Raw genomic sequence first — 14659 nt, 5'->3', positions numbered from 1 at the left:
GGCATGGCGCGGTATTCCGGTGGACGCTCCGGCGGACGAGGCCAGGGCGGCCGATCCGGTGGCGGCAGGGGCGGCGCGGGTCCGCGGGACAGCGGGCGCGGCCTTTCCGGACGCAATCTTAAAGTTCGGGTGAAGACCGCCAAGCGGCGCTCGGCATCGTCCGCGCGCTGGCTCGAACGGCAGTTGAACGATCCCTACGTCGCTGAAGCCCGCAAGCGCGGCTACCGCTCCAGAGCCGCTTTTAAACTGGCCCAGTTGGACGACCGCTTCCGCTTTCTGAAGCAGGGAGCAAGGATCGTCGACCTGGGCTGCGCGCCCGGCGGCTGGTTGCAGGTGGCCGCAGAGCGCTGCGGGCCGGCGGCCCATATCGTCGGCATCGACCTGCTGGAGGTGGAGGCGGTCGCCGGAGCCGAGCTGCTGCTCGGGGATTTCCTCGATGACGACGCGCCGGAGCGGCTGAAGGCAGCCCTCGGCGGGCAGGCTGACGTCGTTCTCTCCGACATGGCGGCCTCCTCCACCGGGCATGCCAAGACCGATCATCTGAAGGTCATGGCGCTGGTCGAGGCCGCTCATCTCTTCGCCCGGGAGGTTCTCGCCCCGGGCGGCACCTTTGTCGCAAAGGTTCTGCAGGGCGGCACGGAGCGGGACCTGCTGGCCCAGTTGAAGCGCGACTTCGAGAAGGTCCACCATATGAAACCGGCGGCCAGCCGCGCGGACTCATCCGAAATGTACCTGGTGGCGACCGGCTTTCGCGCGGCCCGGGACGACGACTAGAGCGCGATCACCTTTTCAAGGTGGCCGGGAAGCTCGGCGTCGGCCAGAGGTGTCAGATCCTTGGCCAGTTCGGCGTGGACCTTCGCGGCCGTTTCCTTGCTGAGACCGCGGCGCAGATCTCCCAGGGTCTTGGCGGGGGCGACCAGGATCAGCCTGTCATAGCTGCGCGCCGCCGCCGCTGCGTTGAGGCGTTCGGCAAGTTCGGCGGCAAAGCGCTGCTTTTCCTGCCGGTGCGGGTCGCTGGGCGGTTCCATGGCGTGTCGCCCGGGGCCGAGCCGGTCGTGGGTACGGCCGGGGCGGTCGGCGTTGATCTCCCGGGTCGGGCGATGGCTGTGGTGCTTTTCCTCTTCCGGTAGGGGGAGGAGCCCCTTTCCGGGGCCGTCGTTCTCGAGGATTCGGGCGCGCGCCCCGTCGGCGATCACAATCCAACTGCGTATGGGCTTCATGGCGGCTCTTCTCGCAGGACAATCTTGGCATTGATACCAAGTCTGCCGCCGTGCGCCCCGCCCCGCGATGATGCAGGTCAAGGCCCCGCCCGGGCGGGCCGGACCTCGGAGGCGAGCTATGCCGAGGCTGCGGCCCAGGGCTGCACGGCAAAGCGCTTGGCATTGCCAAGCCCATGTGTATGATGCAGCGCCAATCACCGCCAAGGGGATCGGCATGGATATTCGTCAGGCTCTTACATTCGACGACGTTTTGCTCGAGCCGGCGGAATCCGCGATCCTTCCAAACCAGACAGACACCCGGACGCGCCTGACCCGCTCCATCGAGCTGGGGATCCCGCTGCTGTCTTCGGCCATGGACACGGTGACGGAGGGCCGCCTGGCCATCGCCCTGGCCCAGGCCGGCGGCCTGGGCGTCATCCACAAGAACCTGGATATCGCCCAGCAGGCCGACGAGGTGCGCCGGGTGAAGAAGTTCGAAAGCGGCATGGTGGTCAACCCGGTGACCATCCACCCGGATGAGCCCCTGGCCAATGCCCTGGCCCTGATGCAGAGCTATCGGATTTCCGGCATTCCGGTCGTAGAGCGCAAGACCAAGAAGCTGGTCGGCGTGCTGACGAACCGCGATGTGCGCTTCGCCGAAAATCCGCAGGAGCCCGTTTCGGCGCTGATGACCAAGGACAACCTCATCACGGTCAAGGAGGGGGTCAGCAAAGAGGAAGCGCAGCGTCTGCTGCATCAGCACCGCATCGAGAAGCTGCTCGTCGTGGACGAGAGCTACCGCTGTATCGGCCTGATCACCGTGAAGGACATGGAAAAGGCCCAGGCCTTCCCCAATGCCTGCAAGGACGAGCAGGGCCGCCTGCGCGCGGCGGCGGCGACCGGTGTCGGCCCCGATGGCCTGGCACGCGCCGAGGCGTTGTTGGAAGCGGAAGTCGACGTCATCGTCGTGGATACCGCCCATGGCCATTCGCAGGGCGTGATGGGGGCGGTCGGCCAGATCAAGCGGCTGTCGAATTCGACCCAGGTGATCGCCGGCAACGTCGCCACGGCCGAGGGTGCGAAGGCGCTGGTGGATGCCGGCGCCGATGCGATCAAGGTGGGCATCGGCCCGGGGTCTATCTGCACGACGCGCATGGTGGCGGGGGTCGGAGTCCCTCAGTTGACCGCGTTGATCGACACGGTGGAGGCCTGCCGGGCCAAGGACATCCCGGTGATTGCCGACGGCGGCATCAAGTTTTCCGGCGATCTGGCCAAGGCCATGGCCGCAGGCGCCTCTGCGGCCATGATCGGATCGCTCTTCGCGGGCACCGAGGAAAGCCCGGGCGAGGTCTTTCTCTACCAGGGACGGTCCTACAAGTCGTACCGCGGCATGGGCTCGGTGGGGGCCATGGCCCGCGGGTCGGCGGACCGCTATTTCCAGCAGGAGGTGGCGGACAACCTGAAACTGGTGCCCGAGGGTGTGGAAGGCCGCGTGCCCTACAAAGGGCCGGTGGCAGCGGTTATCCATCAGCTTGTCGGCGGCCTGCGGGCGGCGATGGGCTATACCGGCAGCGCGACCGTCGTCGATCTGCAACGCAACGCGCGCTTCCTGCGCATCACCAATGCGGGCTTGCGGGAGAGCCACGTGCACGACGTCACCGTTACGCGCGAGGCCCCGAACTACCGCAACGAGATGTGACCGGGAGAGGTCTGCACCTCCGTCCAGCACTTGAAGCGGGATTGCGTCTTGAAGCTGCGACGCGCCTTGAAGCCCCGGCGCGCCTTGAAGCCCCAGCGGTGGTGCGGTGAAACCCGGTGCCCGCCTCCAGGCCGCGATCGAGGCCCTCGAAGCGATCGAGGCCGCGGACCGGCCTGCCGACCAGGTGATCGCCGACTACCTTCGCAAGCGGCGCTACATCGGGTCGAAGGATCGGCGCGCGATTTCGTCGCTGATCTACAGCGTTCTGCGTCACCGTGCCCGCCTCGGCTGGCGGTTGGACCATGCCGGCAACACAGCGGCAGCGCCGCGCCTTCGGGTGCTGGCTGACGTCGTGCTGCGGGCTGCGGAGACAGTCGAGACCCTCGACCGACTCTGTGGGGCTGAACCTTATGGGCCCGCCGGGCTCGCTGATTGCGAGCGCGACCTGCTGCGGATCCTAGAGGGCAGGGGGCTGGACTCCCCTGATCAGCCGACAGAGGTGCGTCTCGAGATCCCGGAGTGGCTGCTGCCGGCCTTTGAGCGGGCTTTCGGATCGGACCTGGAGGCGGAACTGGCGGCCCTGGGCGACCAGGCATCGACGGACCTGCGGTGCAACAGCCTGAAGGCAGACCGGGCGGCGGCGCGGGCGGCCCTGGCGTCCGAGGGCATCGAGACCGAACCGACGCCGCTCTCGCCGCTCGGCCTGCGGCTGTCCGGGCGCCGCGCGGTGCAGGCAAGCCAGGCGTTTCGGGACGGCTTGATCGAAGTCCAGGACGAAGGCTCCCAGGTCGCCGCGCTGCTCTGCGATGCCGCTCCGGGCATGGCCGTCGCCGATGTCTGCGCCGGGGCCGGCGGCAAGACCCTGGCTTTGGCCGCCACCATGGCCGGACAGGGGCGGCTGCTGGCCAGCGACCCGGATCCGCGGCGCCTGGCGCGCGCAGAGGCACGCCTGAAGCGCGCCGGGGCGGGCTTCGTGGAGTGCCGTGTCCTGGCTGGGGCAGAGGCGCGCAGCGATCTCCATCAGGCTTTCGACCGCGTTCTGGTGGATGCCCCCTGCTCGGGCAGCGGGGCCTGGCGGCGGCAGCCCGACGCCCGATGGCGCTTGACCGCGGCGGAGCTCTCGGGCTATCGCGCAAGCCAGCGTGACGCCCTGTGGAGGGCGGCGGCCCTGGTTCGCCCGGGCGGCCGCCTGATCTATGTGACCTGCTCTCTGTTGCGCGAAGAGAATGAAGACCAAGCGGAGGCCTTTTTGGCGGCGCACGAACACTTTGCCCCCCATCGGATCGCGGACGTCTGGACGCGTCACCTGAATGGGCCCTGCCCGGCGAAAGGGAACTGCCTGACTTTGACGCCGGCAGCCAACGGCACGGACGGATTCTTCGTTGCCGTCTTCGACAGGCGCGCAGAACCATGACTGAATCAGACCTATGACCGATGACGTCGTTTTTCGCCCGGCCCTGATCCGCGATGCCGATGGCATAGCCCGGGTCCACGTCGAAACCTGGCAGAGCACCTATGCGGGTCTGGTTCCGGCCGACTATCTGGCGCGCATGACGGTGGCGCGTTCCTCCGCCCAGTGGCATCGCGCCGCCGCCAATGCCACGAAGGGCAACGATCTTGTCGTGGCGGAGATCGACGAGGAGATCGTCGGCTTCGTCACCTTCGGGCCGTCGCGCAGCAAGGGTCTGCCCTACAGCGGCGAGATCTTCGCGCTCTATGTCACCGTCGACTGGCAGAGCCAGGGCCTGGGGCGCCGCCTGCTCGCAACCGCCTTTCACGGGCTCCAGGGAGAGGGCCACCGCGGCGCCCATGTCTGGGTGCTGGCCGAAAACCCCTCGCGCTTTTTCTACGAGGCTATGGGCGGGCAGCGCGCCGGGGAGCGCGTCGAGGAGTTCGCGGGCGTCGGCCTGCCGGAACTGGCCTACGGCTGGCCCGACCTGGAAACCTGGACCGCGCAAACCGCAGCATAAGCAGACCAAGGCATGACCCGCATCAGCGCTACACCTCTCGCATCGCCGCCGCAGAGCGACCGGACGCCCACATTCAAGACCGATGGACCTTCTCTATGACCGACCGCATTCTCATTCTCGATTTTGGCTCCCAGGTCACCCAGCTCATCGCCCGGCGTGTCCGCGAAAGCGGTGTCTACTGCGAGATCTTCCCCTTCAACACCGATCCCGCGAAGATTGCCGCCTTCGCCCCGAAAGGCGTGATCCTCTCCGGCGGCCCCGCCTCGGTTACCGGCAGCGATACCCCGCGCGCGCCCCAGGCGGTTTTCGATCTGGCCGTGCCGATCCTCGGCATCTGCTATGGCCAGCAGACGCTCTGCGCCCAACTGGGCGGCGAGGTTGAAGGCTCCGACCATCAGGAGTTCGGCAAGGCTTTCGTCGAGATGCAGGAGAGCTGCACCCTGACCGAGGGCGTCTGGGCGACCGGTGAGAAGCACCAGGTCTGGATGAGCCACGGCGACCGGGTGGTGCGCCTGCCGGAGGGCTTCAAGGTCTACGGCACCTCCGAAGGCGCGCCCTATGCCGTGGTGGCGGACGAGGCGCGCCGCATCTATGCCGTCCAGTTCCACCCGGAAGTGGTGCACACGCCCGACGGGGCCGGGCTGCTCGCCAACTTCACCCACAAGGTCGCCGGCTGCGGCGGCGACTGGACCATGGCAGCCTTTCGCCAGCAGGCCATCGAGGCGATCCGCGAACAGGTCGGGGACGGTCGGGTCATCTGCGGCCTCTCCGGCGGCGTCGACTCCTCCGTGGCGGCGGTGCTGATCCACGAGGCGATCGGCGACCAGCTCACCTGCATTTTCGTCGATCACGGCCTGCTGCGCCTGAACGAGGCGGAGGAGGTGGTGAAGGTCTTTCACGACCACTACAACATCCCGCTGGTGCACCGCGACGCCAGCGCCGTCTTCCTCGGCAAGCTGGAGGGCGTTGCCGACCCGGAGCAGAAGCGCAAGATCATCGGCTCCACCTTCATCGACGTCTTCGAGGAAGAGGCGCATGAGATGGGCGGTGCCGAATTCCTGGCCCAGGGCACGCTTTACCCGGACGTGATCGAGTCGGTTTCCTTCACCGGCGGGCCCAGCGTGACCATCAAGTCGCACCACAATGTGGGCGGCCTGCCGGAGCGCATGAACATGAAGTTGGTGGAGCCGCTGCGCGAACTCTTCAAGGACGAGGTGCGCGCCCTGGGACGGGAACTGGGCCTGCCGGAGCGCCTCGTCGGCCGCCATCCCTTTCCCGGGCCGGGTCTGGCGATCCGCATTCCCGGGCCGGTCACCCGCGAGCAGGCCGACATCCTGCGCAAGGCCGACGCGGTCTACCTGGACGCCATCCGCAAGGCCGGGCTGTACGACGCCATCTGGCAGGCCTTCGCCGTGCTGTTGCCGGTGAAGACCGTCGGCGTGATGGGCGACGCGCGCTCCTACGACTACGTCTGCGCCCTGCGCGCCGTCACCTCCACCGACGGCATGACGGCGGAGAGCTATCCCTTCGACCACGAGTTCCTGGCGGCAGTGGCCACGCGCCTCATCAACGAGGTGCGCGGCATCAACCGGGTGGTCTACGACGTGACCTCGAAACCGCCCGGCACGATTGAGTGGGAGTAAAGGGCGAGCGGGAGTAGGGGAAAGCCCGCCTCAGGCGTGGCCGACCTGGAGGCAGCGCTGGGGCAGCAGGGCGGCCATGATGCTGGCCACTTTCTCCGGGTCGTCGTGGAAGCAGACGCCCAGGGTCTCGCCGCGGCGCCAGACCACGGTGCCGCCGAAGTGCACCGCGCCGGCGAGGACCAGGGTCACCGCGCTGCCTACCGGAACGTCGCCGGCCGTCCAGACCTTGACGCCGTTCAAGGAGGCATCGAGGACCGTGCCCTCGAAGGCCCCTCTGCGGGTGAGCAGGCGGGCACTCAGGACCGTGCTGGCGCGGATGAAGCGCCGCCGGTCGGACCCATCGGCCCCATCCTCCGCAGCCTGGTCGATCACTGTAATCTCCGAATCCCGCGCCATGTCTGCACCTCTCCTCAGCGGCCCGATTTCTCCCAGCCCCATCCGCAAGAAGAGGCATCGCCTGCGCCGATCTGCACGCGCGTTGACACCGCTCCTCTGGGTCGGGGTGGGCCAGCGGCAGTTGGGGGAGTCCGCCGCTGGCCCGATCGAGACAGATACTCTTCCTCAAGCCGATTGGGGAAAGCTCAGGAATTGTCCCATGGTCCCACGAAGAGATTGCCCGCGGCTTAAGAGATTAGGTTAAGAATTCTATCAGAACGATAGCGCTCGGACTCGCATAATTCATTTGAATATCAATGAATTAGTGCGTTTCATTAAGATGAAATCGAGGGTGTGATGGGTGCCGGATATCCGGTAGTGCAGGGTCCTAGGAAACGACCTTCAGGTGATTTCTGAAGACTTTCAGGGCGTCCGGCAAGGTCTTGGCCCGCTTCAGTTTTTCACGGCCGGAAAAGACCACGAATTCCGGACTGCGGCTGTTGCCCTGCTTGGCGATGGAGAACAAGGGGGCATCGTGGGTGTGCCGGAACACCGAAAAAATGGCGGTGCCGCCGATCTGGTCGATGGCATAGTCGCGCCAGTTGCCGTTGGCCACGTTGCGGCTGTAGAGCGACAACAATTGATTGAGTTCGGTGCGGCTGAAGAATACGCGCCTGGGCGCCTTGCGGTGTTCGCTGAAGCGGTACAGCTGGCTCATGGACGCGGTCAGTCTCCCAGGCGTCTTAGTCCTCAGGCCTGTTAGTGTTCCCGAATTTTCTGCCGCCGTCCAGAGAGGACATTTGTGCATCGCAGCACGGGCGGCGGGGGGAGGTCAGCGTACGCGGGCCTGGGTGCTGGCGAGGCTGTCGGCTTCGCGGAAGCAGTTGATGGCGCCCAGGGTTCGGTAGCAGTAGGTGTTGGCCTGCTGGGCCGCAGCGGCCGCCTCGGCGGCGCGGCGTTCCTCCTCGCTGACGAAGCGCTGGCAGTAGGGCTCGCCGTCGGCCGCATAGAGGACCGAGCAGTCCTGGTCGAAGGCCCAGGTGGCCATATGATCCCCGAGGGTCTTATCGGTATGGACGAAGGTCACCAGGCTGGCGCCGGCCAGCATGGCCTGGGACGCGGGATCGCAGGCACCCAGGCTCAGCCCGAGAACGGGGACCGCGGCGCGGAGAAGGGCGGACAGGCGATGGCGTCTCATACCTTGATTTCCCATAGGCCTCGAACTCTCTTAGGCCCTGATTCCTCTCGGATACTCGGCCCGGGCCGCGGGCTTTCCCCGGCTTGCGCGTCCTGCGCACGGCACGGGGCCTTTGGTGAAAGCCGGACAATCAGTCTGTCCTCTCGTCTTGAAAAAAATGTTAACGTGCGCCGCTTGTCAGAAGCTGTCATAACGGCCACCTAAGCTCATGAATTAAAAGACTCTTGTGGAGGACGAAAGATGGCCGCAGTGCCCCCGATTTGCGATTTTGGCTGGAAAGCGGTCGACTTCTCTTTGCAGGGGATCGATGGGCGGACCTACAACCTCGCGGACGTTGCCGGGCCCAGGGGCACCGTCATCGTCTTCATGTGCAACCACTGCCCCTATGTCCGCTCCGTCGCCGGGCGGCTGGCCGAGGAGGCCCAGGCGCTGCGCGAAATCGGGATCGGCTTTGCCGGCATCAACGCCAACGACGCCACCGCCTATCCCGAGGATTCCTTCGAGAACATGAAGGAATTCGCCAGGGAACATGGCTTCGACTTCCCCTATCTGATTGATCCGACACAGGAAACCGCGCGGGCTTACGACGCGATCTGCACCCCTGACTTCTTCGGCTTCAATACAGACTGGGAACTGCAGTACCGCGGCCGTTTGGACGAATCGCGTACCACCCTGGTTCCCGATGCCCGGCGGGAGTTGTTCGAAGCCATGCAGGCGGTGGCCGAAACCGGCCAGGGCCCGAAAGAGCAGGTCGCCTCCATGGGGTGCAGCATCAAGTGGAAGGCGGCCTGATCGGCGGCCTCCTTAATCTGCTGCCCCTGATCTGCTGCCCTTCGGCGCCGCGTCGGCGCGAATAGAAGGTTGATGACCGTCTCCCGGGGCATTATCAACGGGGCGCGGTCGTGTTGCAGAACGATGACCCCCTGAGCGCTGATCGGGCCTGCCGCGGGGGGCGAGGCGCCGGCAGCGGCAGCACTTTATCCGGAGGACGCTTCCCGGGGTCTGGCGAGCGGATCCCGGGCCCCGCTCCGGGAAGGGGCGGTCAGGGAGAAAGCGTCAAGGAGTCTTGAGTGGCCGACATCTTTAAGGAAGTCGAAGAGGACCTGCGCCGCGATAAGGCGGCGGACTGGTGGAAGCGTTACAGCCTCTACATCTATATCGTCGCGGCGCTGGTGGTGCTGGGCACTGCCGGCTATCAGGGTTGGCGCGCTTACGACGAGAAGCTGCGCGGCGAGCAGTCCGATGCCTATGCCGCTGCGCTGGAACTGATCGAATCCGGCAACGAGGCGGAGGGGCGCCAGGCCCTGCGCGCCTTGAGCGACCCCGGCGGCAATGGCTACGAACTCCTGGCGGCGCTGACCGAAGCGCGCCTGGCGGCCGAAGCCGGGGACACGGCCGCGGCCCAGGAGATCTGGACCCAGCTGTCCGAGAACGGCTCCGCGCCGCAAGCCCTGAGTGGCCTTGGTGCCCTCAACGCCGTGATGCGCGACCTTGACGACGGCGATCCGGCCGAACTGCGCGGCCGCCTGCGGCCGCTGGCGGCCGTCGGTGCCCCTTACCGCTTCACCGCCCTTGAACTGCTGGCCGCGGTTGCTCTGAAAGAGGGGGACGATCAGGAGGCCCGGCAGATCCTGACCGAGATCACAGACGATCCCGAAGCTCCCGCCAGCAGCCGAACCCGCGCCGCCCAACTGCTTGCAGCATTGCCTGGATGATTCCGCCGATGTCTTTCGTTCGCTTGCGCGCTCGCGCGCTGCCGACCCTCCTGTTCGCTTCGCTGGCTGTGGTCCTTGGCGGCTGCAGTTTCGATGACTTCTTCGGCGAGCCCGAGGACCCGCCGCTTCCCGGTCAGCGGATCGCCATCCTGGCGATCGAGCGGGGGCTGAGCCCCGATCCGAGTATCGCCGACGTCGCGGTGCGCCTGCCCGAGCCCTATGTGAACAGCGCCTGGGCGCAGCCCGGCGGTTCGGCCGCGCATGCGATGTATCATCTTTCGTTGAGCGCCAATCCGCGGCGCATCTGGAGCGCCGACATCGGCGAAGGGTCCGGCGATGTGGCGCAGATCCTGGCCCAACCGCTGGTGGTCGGCGACCTGGTCTACGCCATGGATGCGCGCTCGGTCGTATCGGCCTTTTCCGCCAGCAACGGCAGCCGCGTGTGGCGCGCCGACCTGGAAGACGACGACGAGGACGACGGTTTCTTCGGGGGCGGCATCGCCTATCAGGATGGCAAGATCTTCGTCGCCACTGGGTTTGCCAAGCTCTTCGCCCTGAACGCGCGCAGCGGCGAGGTGTTGTGGGAGCACCGAGCGCCGGCCCCGATGCGCAACGGACCTGCGGTGAACGACGGCCGCGTCTTCGCGATCACCTTCGACAACCAGCTGATCGTGGTCGACGCCGAAAGCGGTGAGCGGTTGTGGAACCACGTCGGCGTTCAGGAAACGGCGGGCCTGTTGGGCTCCGCCAGCCCGGCCGCCGCCGGCAACCTTGTGGTGGTGCCTTATTCCTCCGGCGAGATCCTGGCCATGCTGGCGGACAGCGGGCGCGTCGTCTGGTCGGAAAACCTCAGTGCCATCCGGCGCGTCGATCCCCTGGCCGACATCGCCCAGATCCGCGGCCTCCCGGTCATCGACCGTGACATGGTCCTGGCCGTCAGCCATGCCGGGCGCATGCTGGCCATCGACACGCGCCAGGGCGTGCGGGTCTGGCAGGCCGATCTCGGCGGGATCGAGATGCCCTGGCCGGCGGGCGACGTGATCTACGTCCTGACCAAGGACTCCCAGATCGTCTGCCTGCAGCGCCGCGATGGCCGGATCCGCTGGGTCCAGCCTCTGCCGCGTTTCGAGGATCCGGAGGATCAGGACGAGCCGATCCGCTGGACCGGTCCCGTGCTCGCCGGCGACCGGCTTGTGGTGGCAGGGTCCCACGGCCAGGTCCTCTCGGTCTCGCCTTACGACGGCAAGCCCCTGGGGTTCTTCGACGTGGGCAGCGGCGTGGCGGTGTCGCCGGTGGTGGCGAACAACAGCCTCTATCTTGTCACCCACTCCGGCACGCTGGTCGCTCTGCGCTGACGGACGCCTTGGCGCGGCGCCCGGCGTCCGCCCCAACGCTCATTCTGCTCTGGCCAGGACCATGACCATCACCGTCGCCATCCTGGGTCGCCCGAACGTCGGAAAGTCGACCCTCTTCAACCGGCTGGTCGGGCAGAAACTCGCCCTTGTGGACGACACGCCGGGGGTCACCCGCGACCGGCGCGAGGGTGAGGCCAACCTCTTCGGATTTGCCTTTCGCGTCATCGACACCGCCGGTCTCGAGGAACGCTTCGATGACAGCCTGGAGGGGCGGATGCGCAGCCAGACGGAGCGCGCCCTGGAAGAGGCCGACATGGCCCTGCTGGTGATCGATGCACGCGCCGGGCTGACGCCCTTGGACGAGCACTTCGCCAACTGGCTGCGGCGCAGCAACCGCCCGGTGGCACTGATCGCCAACAAGTGCGAGGGGCGGGAGGCCGATACCGGGCTGGCGGAAACCTACGCGCTGGGCCTGGGCGATCCGGTGCCGATCTCCGCCGAGCACGGCCTCGGCATGAGCGATCTGTTCCATGCCATCCGCGCCGCTCTGCCGGAGGCGGTGGGCGAGGACGAAGAGACCGAGCACGAAGAGGCCGAAGACGGTGACCGGCCCGGGGGCCCGTTGCAGCTCGCCATCGTCGGCCGGCCCAATGTCGGCAAGTCGACCCTGGTCAACCGCCTGCTGGGTGAAGACCGGCTGCTGACCGGCCCGGAGGCCGGCATCACCCGCGACTCCATCGCCGTCGACTGGGCTTTCGAGGGGCGCCCGGTGCGCCTGGTGGACACCGCAGGGCTGCGGCGCAAGGCCCGGGTCACCGAGAAGATCGAGAAGCTCTCCACCGCCGACAGCCTGCGGGCGATCCGCTTTGCCCAGGTGGTCGTCCTGCTGCTGGACGTGGACGAGGGGCTGGAGAAGCAGGATCTCACCATCGCCCGCATGGTTGTGGACGAGGGACGCGCCCTGGTGATCGGCGTCAACAAGTGGGACGCCTGCCGCGACCGCGAGGCCGCCCTGCAGGGCATTCGCGACCGGCTCGAACGCTCTCTGCCGCAGACCCGCGGCATTCCGCTGGTGACGCTCTCCGCCAAGCAGGGGCAGAACGTCGACCGGCTGATGCGCGCCGTCTTCGCCGCCTATGAGGTGTGGAACCGCCGCGTCCCGACCGCGGACCTCAACCGCTGGCTGGATGCCGTCACCGCCTCCCATCCGCCGCCGGCCAGTGCCGGGCGGAGGGTGCGCCTGAAGTACATGACCCAGGCCAAGACCCGCCCGCCGACCTTTGCGATCTTCTGTTCAAAGCCGCAGGAACTGCCGACCTCCTACCTGCGCTACCTCGAAAACAGCCTGCGCGACGCCTTCGACCTGCCGGGTACGCCGATCCGCATCAACATTCGCAAGGGCGACAACCCCTACGCCAAGACCAAGACCAAGGCCAAGGCCAAGAAAAAGAAGTAGGCTGCCCGCAACGGGATCTGCGGGAGGCGATATGGCGACGGTCGAAACCGAGGGGGCGAGGCTCTACTACGAAGTCCACGGCGACGGACCGGCGGTGGTCTTCGCCCACGGCCGCGGCGGCAATGCGGCAAGCTGGTGGCAACAGGTGCCCGCCTTTGCCGCGCGCTACAAGGTTGTCGTCTTCGACCACCGTGGTTTCGGGCGCTCGCGCTGCGATGCCGCGCAGTTCGATTGCGGCCACTTTCACCGCGACATCCTGGCAATTCTCGATGCCGAGGGTATTGAGAGGGCGAGCCTGGTCTGCCAGTCCATGGGCGGCTGGGGCGGCCTGAAGCTGGCCGCGACCCATCCGGAGCGCGTCGTGGCGCTGGTTCTCTCCAACACGCCGGGCGGCGTGGATACCCCGGCGGTCACCGCGGCGATTGAGCATCTTGCGTCCGGCGCGATTCCGCCCGGCTCGGCCCAACTCGGCGCCAGCTTCAAGGCGGCAAACCCGGAAGCGGCCTATCTCTGCGCCCAGATCTCCGGCCTCAACAGCAACTTCCCCAAGCCCTTCGGCCGCATCACCCGGGCCGGTTTCGTCACCGCCGGGGAACTGCGGGACTATGCGGTGTCGACCCTGATGATCACCGCGCCGGAGGATCTGCTGTTTCCACCAGCGGTGATGGCGGAGGCAGCAACGGCCATCCCCGGCGCTCGCCTGACGGAGGTGCCCAATGCCGGTCATTCGCCGTACTTCGAAACGCCGTCAGCGTTCAACGAGGCCGTGCTTGAGTTTCTTCAGGTCACCTGAAAGGCTCTCTTCCCGTCGTGGGATGAGGTCTAGGCAACAGCCTGCTGCGCTTTGACCACCTCGCCGCTGCGCCGGCAGGCGGGGCTGGCAAGCTCCACGAAGAGATCGCCGAGCGCTTCGGGCGGCGGCAGGCTCGCCGGATCCTCGCCGGGGAAGCCGGCGGCCCGGAAGCCCGTGCGCACCGGCCCCGGGTCGATCAGGTTGGCCCGCACGGGGGTTCGGGTGATCTCCGCGGCATAACTCGTCACGAGGGCATTGAGGGCGGCCTTGGTGGCGGCCAGCAGGCCCCAGTAGGCGGTATGCTCCTCGGCGGCGCCAGCAGTCACGAACACGGCCCGTCCCGCATCGGAGACACGCAGCAGCGGGTCGAGGCTGCGGATCAGTCGATAGTTTGCAGTCACATTGACATCGAAGGCTTCCTGCCAGGCCTTTGGCGGAATATGGCTGACCGGCGTGAGCGGCCCCAGGATGCCGGCATTGCCGACCAGGATATCGAGCTTCCCATAGCGCTCGTTCAGGGAGGCGCCGAGGCGGTCCAGCCCGTCGAAATCCCGCAGATCGTGGGGCACCAGCACGGGCTGACGGCCGCCGGCGGCGCGGATCTCGTCGTCCAGTTCTTCCAGGGCGCCCACGGTGCGGGCGATGAGGATGAGCTGTGCGCCCTCGGCGGCGAAGCGCCGGGCGACGGCGGCGCCGATGCCGCGCGAGGCGCCGGTGACGACCGCCACGCGGCCGTCCAGGGCTCCGGTCTGCACGGCCATCAGGCGGCGGCCTGCTTGGTCTTGCGCCGCCGCAGCAGGCGCCGCGATCCGCCGCACAGCAGCAGGCCGGCCAGGACGCCGGCGCCGCCGTAGATCAGTCCCTCCGAGGTCAGCGGCACGGCGGGTGCGAAGTCGCCAATGGTGGCGCTGACCAGACCGGAATCGAAGTGCTGAGCGAAAGCCAGCGGTCGCTCAAACGTTCCGGCGGTGCTGAGGGCGCTGTAGGCAGCTTCCATGTCGGCCAGATCGAAGAAGCTTTCGCGCATACGCTCACCCTCCAGGCTGTGCGGGTCACTAGCGGTAAAGCTCGCGATGTAGTCGGGCACGGACATGTCCTTGGCGGCGGCGTCTTCTTCGATTTCTTGCACCCGCACACGGGCCTGGTCGATGCGGCCGCCCAGGCGCTGGAGATAGTGGGCAAGGTACTCGGGGAACTGCGAGAAACTGGCGCCACCCAGGGCGCCAAAGAGGCTGTAAAAGAAGCGGGCGAACATC

At 67.2% G+C, this 14659-nt stretch carries 16 protein-coding genes; 10 read left to right on the top strand and 6 right to left on the bottom strand.

Annotation, left to right across the window (positions count from 1 at the left end; all coding sequences use genetic code 11):
• Positions 1 to 3: 3 nt before the first annotated feature.
• Entirely contained in the window at positions 4 to 774 is a 771-nt protein-coding gene (locus ACO06P_RS04080; protein WP_420348731.1) for an RlmE family RNA methyltransferase, read from the top strand.
• Here ACO06P_RS04080 and ACO06P_RS04075 read toward each other — a convergent pair.
• The gene (locus ACO06P_RS04075) at positions 771 to 1220 is read right to left on the bottom strand and encodes a host attachment protein (RefSeq protein ID WP_420348730.1); all 450 of its coding nucleotides are present in this window, start codon (positions 1218 to 1220) and stop codon (positions 771 to 773) included. The genes ACO06P_RS04080 and ACO06P_RS04075 overlap by 4 nt on opposite strands.
• A 214-nt stretch (positions 1221 to 1434) precedes the next feature.
• Between ACO06P_RS04075 and guaB the strand changes: the two genes are divergently transcribed.
• The 4 genes from guaB (at position 1435) to guaA (ending at position 6511) form a co-directional block, all read left to right on the top strand.
• Positions 1435 to 2898 carry an IMP dehydrogenase gene (gene guaB, locus ACO06P_RS04070; protein WP_420348729.1) on the top strand — a complete coding sequence of 488 codons (1464 nt, stop codon included), beginning with the start codon at positions 1435 to 1437 and terminating at the stop codon, positions 2896 to 2898.
• Positions 2899 to 3004: 106 nt separating this feature from the next.
• Positions 3005 to 4312 carry an RsmB/NOP family class I SAM-dependent RNA methyltransferase gene (locus ACO06P_RS04065; protein WP_420348728.1) on the top strand — a complete coding sequence of 436 codons (1308 nt, stop codon included), beginning with the start codon at positions 3005 to 3007 and terminating at the stop codon, positions 4310 to 4312.
• 13 nt (positions 4313 to 4325) lie between these two features.
• A complete protein-coding gene (locus ACO06P_RS04060) occupies positions 4326 to 4868 on the top strand; it encodes a GNAT family N-acetyltransferase (protein WP_420348727.1) in 543 nt (180 codons plus the stop codon).
• A gap of 95 nt (positions 4869 to 4963) precedes the next feature.
• Positions 4964 to 6511, top strand: coding sequence for a glutamine-hydrolyzing GMP synthase (gene guaA, locus ACO06P_RS04055; protein ID WP_420348726.1), 1548 nt, complete (start codon positions 4964 to 4966; stop codon positions 6509 to 6511).
• A 30-nt stretch (positions 6512 to 6541) separates the two neighbouring features.
• Here guaA and ACO06P_RS04050 read toward each other — a convergent pair whose 3' ends face one another.
• From ACO06P_RS04050 to ACO06P_RS04040, 3 genes are all read right to left on the bottom strand, one after another.
• Entirely contained in the window at positions 6542 to 6907 is a 366-nt protein-coding gene (locus ACO06P_RS04050; RefSeq protein ID WP_420348725.1) for a PilZ domain-containing protein, read from the bottom strand.
• 367 nt (positions 6908 to 7274) lie between these two features.
• The gene (locus tag ACO06P_RS04045) at positions 7275 to 7604 is read right to left on the bottom strand and encodes a DUF2794 domain-containing protein (protein ID WP_420348724.1); all 330 of its coding nucleotides are present in this window, start codon (positions 7602 to 7604) and stop codon (positions 7275 to 7277) included.
• Between the two features lie 114 nt (positions 7605 to 7718).
• A complete protein-coding gene (locus ACO06P_RS04040) occupies positions 7719 to 8084 on the bottom strand; it encodes a hypothetical protein (RefSeq protein WP_420348723.1) in 366 nt (121 codons plus the stop codon).
• A gap of 240 nt (positions 8085 to 8324) precedes the next feature.
• Here ACO06P_RS04040 and ACO06P_RS04035 point away from each other — a divergent pair, with 240 nt between their 5' ends.
• The 5 genes from ACO06P_RS04035 to ACO06P_RS04015 all read left to right on the top strand — a co-directional run bounded on the left by ACO06P_RS04035 (position 8325) and on the right by ACO06P_RS04015 (position 13403).
• Complete coding sequence (locus tag ACO06P_RS04035) at positions 8325 to 8876, top strand: thioredoxin family protein (RefSeq protein WP_420348722.1); 552 nt, start codon at positions 8325 to 8327, stop codon at positions 8874 to 8876.
• Between the two features lie 278 nt (positions 8877 to 9154).
• Positions 9155 to 9799 carry a tetratricopeptide repeat protein gene (locus ACO06P_RS04030; RefSeq protein WP_420348721.1) on the top strand — a complete coding sequence of 215 codons (645 nt, stop codon included), beginning with the start codon at positions 9155 to 9157 and terminating at the stop codon, positions 9797 to 9799.
• Between the two features lie 8 nt (positions 9800 to 9807).
• Positions 9808 to 11154 (top strand): PQQ-binding-like beta-propeller repeat protein, encoded by a 1347-nt coding sequence (locus ACO06P_RS04025; RefSeq protein ID WP_420348720.1) that lies wholly within the window; start codon positions 9808 to 9810, stop codon positions 11152 to 11154.
• A gap of 61 nt (positions 11155 to 11215) precedes the next feature.
• Positions 11216 to 12610, top strand: coding sequence for a ribosome biogenesis GTPase Der (gene der, locus ACO06P_RS04020; protein ID WP_420348719.1), 1395 nt, complete (start codon positions 11216 to 11218; stop codon positions 12608 to 12610).
• A gap of 31 nt (positions 12611 to 12641) precedes the next feature.
• Positions 12642 to 13403, top strand: coding sequence for an alpha/beta fold hydrolase (locus ACO06P_RS04015; RefSeq protein WP_420348718.1), 762 nt, complete (start codon positions 12642 to 12644; stop codon positions 13401 to 13403).
• Positions 13404 to 13432: 29 nt separating this feature from the next.
• On the opposite strand, the gene ACO06P_RS04010 is transcribed toward ACO06P_RS04015, so the two are convergent.
• Both ACO06P_RS04010 and ACO06P_RS04005 read right to left on the bottom strand, forming a co-directional pair.
• Positions 13433 to 14164 carry an SDR family NAD(P)-dependent oxidoreductase gene (locus ACO06P_RS04010; RefSeq protein ID WP_420348717.1) on the bottom strand — a complete coding sequence of 244 codons (732 nt, stop codon included), beginning with the start codon at positions 14162 to 14164 and terminating at the stop codon, positions 13433 to 13435.
• Positions 14164 to 14658: a DUF2937 family protein gene (locus ACO06P_RS04005; RefSeq protein ID WP_420348716.1), complete on the bottom strand. Its 495-nt coding sequence runs from the start codon at positions 14656 to 14658 to the stop codon at positions 14164 to 14166. The genes ACO06P_RS04010 and ACO06P_RS04005 overlap by 1 nt, the downstream gene beginning before the upstream one ends.
• Between the last annotated feature and the right edge of the window lies 1 nt (position 14659).

The sequence above is a fragment of the Pelagibius sp. genome (assembly GCF_965227505.1).
Lineage (GTDB): Bacteria > Pseudomonadota > Alphaproteobacteria > Kiloniellales > Kiloniellaceae > Pelagibius.
Note: the sequence above shows the minus strand (reverse complement) of the source record. Positions and strands in the feature narration are given on the sequence as shown.

What these genes read in the sequence shown, in the direction of transcription:
- ACO06P_RS04080 (WP_420348731.1), top strand. Translation starts at nt 4, where the DNA reads ATGGCGCGGTATTCCGGTGGACGCTCCGGCGGACGAGGCCAGGGCGGC.
- ACO06P_RS04075 (WP_420348730.1), bottom strand. Translation starts at nt 1,220, where the DNA reads ATGAAGCCCATACGCAGTTGGATTGTGATCGCCGACGGGGCGCGCGCC.
- guaB (WP_420348729.1), top strand. Translation starts at nt 1,435, where the DNA reads ATGGATATTCGTCAGGCTCTTACATTCGACGACGTTTTGCTCGAGCCG.
- ACO06P_RS04060 (WP_420348727.1), top strand. Translation starts at nt 4,326, where the DNA reads ATGACCGATGACGTCGTTTTTCGCCCGGCCCTGATCCGCGATGCCGAT.
- guaA (WP_420348726.1), top strand. Translation starts at nt 4,964, where the DNA reads ATGACCGACCGCATTCTCATTCTCGATTTTGGCTCCCAGGTCACCCAG.
- ACO06P_RS04050 (WP_420348725.1), bottom strand. Translation starts at nt 6,907, where the DNA reads ATGGCGCGGGATTCGGAGATTACAGTGATCGACCAGGCTGCGGAGGAT.
- ACO06P_RS04045 (WP_420348724.1), bottom strand. Translation starts at nt 7,604, where the DNA reads ATGAGCCAGCTGTACCGCTTCAGCGAACACCGCAAGGCGCCCAGGCGC.
- ACO06P_RS04040 (WP_420348723.1), bottom strand. Translation starts at nt 8,084, where the DNA reads ATGAGACGCCATCGCCTGTCCGCCCTTCTCCGCGCCGCGGTCCCCGTT.
- ACO06P_RS04035 (WP_420348722.1), top strand. Translation starts at nt 8,325, where the DNA reads ATGGCCGCAGTGCCCCCGATTTGCGATTTTGGCTGGAAAGCGGTCGAC.
- ACO06P_RS04025 (WP_420348720.1), top strand. Translation starts at nt 9,808, where the DNA reads ATGTCTTTCGTTCGCTTGCGCGCTCGCGCGCTGCCGACCCTCCTGTTC.
- der (WP_420348719.1), top strand. Translation starts at nt 11,216, where the DNA reads ATGACCATCACCGTCGCCATCCTGGGTCGCCCGAACGTCGGAAAGTCG.
- ACO06P_RS04015 (WP_420348718.1), top strand. Translation starts at nt 12,642, where the DNA reads ATGGCGACGGTCGAAACCGAGGGGGCGAGGCTCTACTACGAAGTCCAC.
- ACO06P_RS04010 (WP_420348717.1), bottom strand. Translation starts at nt 14,164, where the DNA reads ATGGCCGTGCAGACCGGAGCCCTGGACGGCCGCGTGGCGGTCGTCACC.
- ACO06P_RS04005 (WP_420348716.1), bottom strand. Translation starts at nt 14,658, where the DNA reads ATGTTCGCCCGCTTCTTTTACAGCCTCTTTGGCGCCCTGGGTGGCGCC.